Source organism: Vibrio sp. 1F263, assembly GCF_041439035.1.
GTDB lineage: Bacteria > Pseudomonadota > Gammaproteobacteria > Enterobacterales > Vibrionaceae > Vibrio > Vibrio tasmaniensis_A.
In genome coordinates, this window is record NZ_JBGONI010000104.1 from 1 (window position 1) to 2,458 (window position 2,458).

At 40.1% G+C, this 2,458-nt stretch carries 3 protein-coding genes; 2 read left to right on the plus strand and 1 reads right to left on the minus strand.

Translation table 11 applies throughout. The features are described 5' to 3' along the window. Nucleotides 1–138 precede the first annotated feature (138 nt). The gene (locus ACED25_RS23195; RefSeq protein ID WP_017100452.1) at nt 139–963 is read right to left on the minus strand and encodes an AraC family transcriptional regulator; all 825 of its coding nucleotides are present in this window, start codon (nt 961–963) and stop codon (nt 139–141) included. A 179-nt stretch (nt 964–1,142) separates the two neighbouring features. Here ACED25_RS23195 and ACED25_RS23200 point away from each other — a divergent pair, with 179 nt between their 5' ends. Further along, the gene (locus ACED25_RS23200; RefSeq protein ID WP_017053543.1) at nt 1,143–1,760 is read left to right on the plus strand and encodes a hypothetical protein; all 618 of its coding nucleotides are present in this window, start codon (nt 1,143–1,145) and stop codon (nt 1,758–1,760) included. Between the two features lie 16 nt (nt 1,761–1,776). After that, entirely contained in the window at nt 1,777–2,379 is a 603-nt protein-coding gene (locus tag ACED25_RS23205; RefSeq protein ID WP_017100450.1) for a trans-aconitate 2-methyltransferase, read from the plus strand. The last annotated feature ends 79 nt before the right edge of the window (nt 2,380–2,458 follow it).

Genomic DNA, 2,458 nt, shown 5'->3' on the forward strand with positions numbered 1-2,458 from the left:
TGCCCCAAAACAAGTTACGAAGCATTCAGAGAGCTTTTTGCTAACCTGGCGTTTGACCTACTTTTTCTTATGCTACAAAGAATCAAGGTCATTGAAGGCTAACCACCTTGTTATCTAAATGAAGTATACAACTAATGTTCATTGCTCACTTTTGTCTCTTAGCTTATTACGCCATTTTGAAGGTGTTGTACCATAGAACGTTTTGAACTGCCTGATGAAATGAGTTGTGTCTTGCCACCCAATTTCCGTAGTAATCTGTTCAACCGACATATTTGAGTATTGTAGAAGCTGCGCTGCTTTGGCTAGACGCGCTGAAGTGATCCACATACCGACAGTAAAACCTGTTTCTGACTTTACAACTGATGCGACATGGGGAGATGTGCGTCCTACAGCAGACGCAACGTCACTTAAGGATATAGGAGTAAGGCTGTATTTTTGAATATAATGTAGTGCTTTTCCGACTAATGGCGACTTGGTGATCTTATTGTCTATTGCAGTCGTCGCACGAACGACTTCTGCTAATATCAATACAATCAGGCTCCGGTGAACATCATTACTTATCGTTGTTTCAATACTGGTTTCTTGTTTTAAGGCTTCAAACCAAGAAGTTATACGTTGTTGAGCTAGTTCACCTAAATGAGCCACAGGAGCGCCTCCTGAACGAACCTCTGCGAAGGGGCGCATTATCTCTTGCGTTTCGTTCAAACCATAGCTTTCAGCAGAGAAACCAAGTAGCCAATAGTCTAAATTACAACCCGCGACAGAACGATATGGCACTCCGAAAGGGACAATCGTAATGCTGCCAGTAACAGATTGAGTAGTGTAGCTTTGCTCCATTTTAAATGAGCCTTTTGTAGTAAAGAGCAAACCATAGTCTGGATTTACTGACACGGTTGAGTTTTCACTGTTTACGCCTTGCTCATGGATTACATAGCAGGGTGGCAATGGTGTTTTTGGAAGCATGGATAACAACTTACCGTTTTTTACACAATCTTAATATCAGCCGATAATATCTCAATCTGTGCACTCAAACAACGCAGCGTCTTTGTATATATTAACCACACACAACCCAAGTAGCTCAAATAACTAAAAGAGATTCAGGTGATAATATTTTTGGCTTACACAACTAGAGGAAAGAAATAATGACTAAGACTTTAGCTTTGTGGGAGAAGCAGGATAAACACAAAGGTGATCGCTGGGAGCTGTTTAAGGCGATCAGTGCTTATATGACTCCTCGAAAAACACTCTATCCTGGTAGTTATGTGGACATTTCACCGTCATTCGTTTTTAACGAAGTCACATATGTGGATCTTGATAAACGTGCTTCAAATTTTTTTGCTGATGAATGTACTGTTAAACAGATAATTTTTGAGCACAAAGGGAACTCAGACTCAAATATACAGTTTATTCATGGTGATTATCGCTCACTGGAGTTAAACGAAGTTGAATTCGACTTACTAATATCTCTTTATGCAGGCTTTATTTCAGAACCGTGCGGGGAGCTTTTAAGAATAGGTGGGATCTTACTTGTTAACGCTAGCCATGGAGATGCAGCTTTAGCGGCTTTAGACCCAAGATTTAAGTTGATTGCTGTCGTTCTAAGAGACGATGGAGTGTATGAGGTCAACGACGAAAATCTTAAGGACTATATGAAGCCCAAGAGGCCTGAAATCATGACACGAGAAAATATATTAGCATCTGGTCGTGCGATCCCATATACAAAATCACCATTTGCATATTTGTTTAAAAGAGTAATTTAGTAATACAGGAAATCACATGAGTTACAACGAATTAAACGACGGGGTCTGCATGAATTATTATCACGATGTTAACAATGCGAAGGCATATACTGAAATGTGTGACGGATATAATGCTGCTGAGCAATTGCATATGCTCTCAAAGGTTCTTTCTCCTGAGGATTCTGTTTTAGAGTTAGGCTCGGGGCCTGGTAATGATCTTGAAATTCTCGCTCAGAAATTTCGAGTTACAGGCTCTGATTATTCACCAGCTTTCGTGAATACTCTCAATAAACGGCTACCAGATGTACTTAGCTTAATACTTGATGCAGTAAAAATTGAAACAGAAGCTAGGTATAATGCAGTATATTCCAATAAAGTAATGCATCATTTAAGTTATACTGAATTGCGCCAATCTTTCCGCCGTCAAGCTGAGCTGCTTTTACCTGGAGGTTTCGTTTTCCATTTAGTCTGGCAGAAAATTCAAGCGCCTGAGACAACTCATGGTCTATTGTTTCATCCGAGAAGTTTAGCCAAGATGAAAGAAGCAATAGGGCAAGAGTTTAACGTGGTTGAAGCAAAGGTTTTTAGCGAGTTCGAAGATGGGGATTCTCTTGCTATTCTCGCACGCAAAGTATTTTAGTCGTAGTAGTGATTGATCTGTAGTGGGTTAATGGGCTTTGTCAGCTATTTGTAGGTGACTCGCGTGATTTGGAATAGAA

Bases quoted from the DNA above. Each gene is read 5' to 3' on its own strand.
- ACED25_RS23205 (WP_017100450.1), top strand. From the start codon at position 1,777: ATGAGTTACAACGAATTAAACGACGGGGTCTGCATGAATTATTATCAC.
- ACED25_RS23195 (WP_017100452.1), bottom strand. From the start codon at position 963: ATGCTTCCAAAAACACCATTGCCACCCTGCTATGTAATCCATGAGCAA.
- ACED25_RS23200 (WP_017053543.1), top strand. From the start codon at position 1,143: ATGACTAAGACTTTAGCTTTGTGGGAGAAGCAGGATAAACACAAAGGT.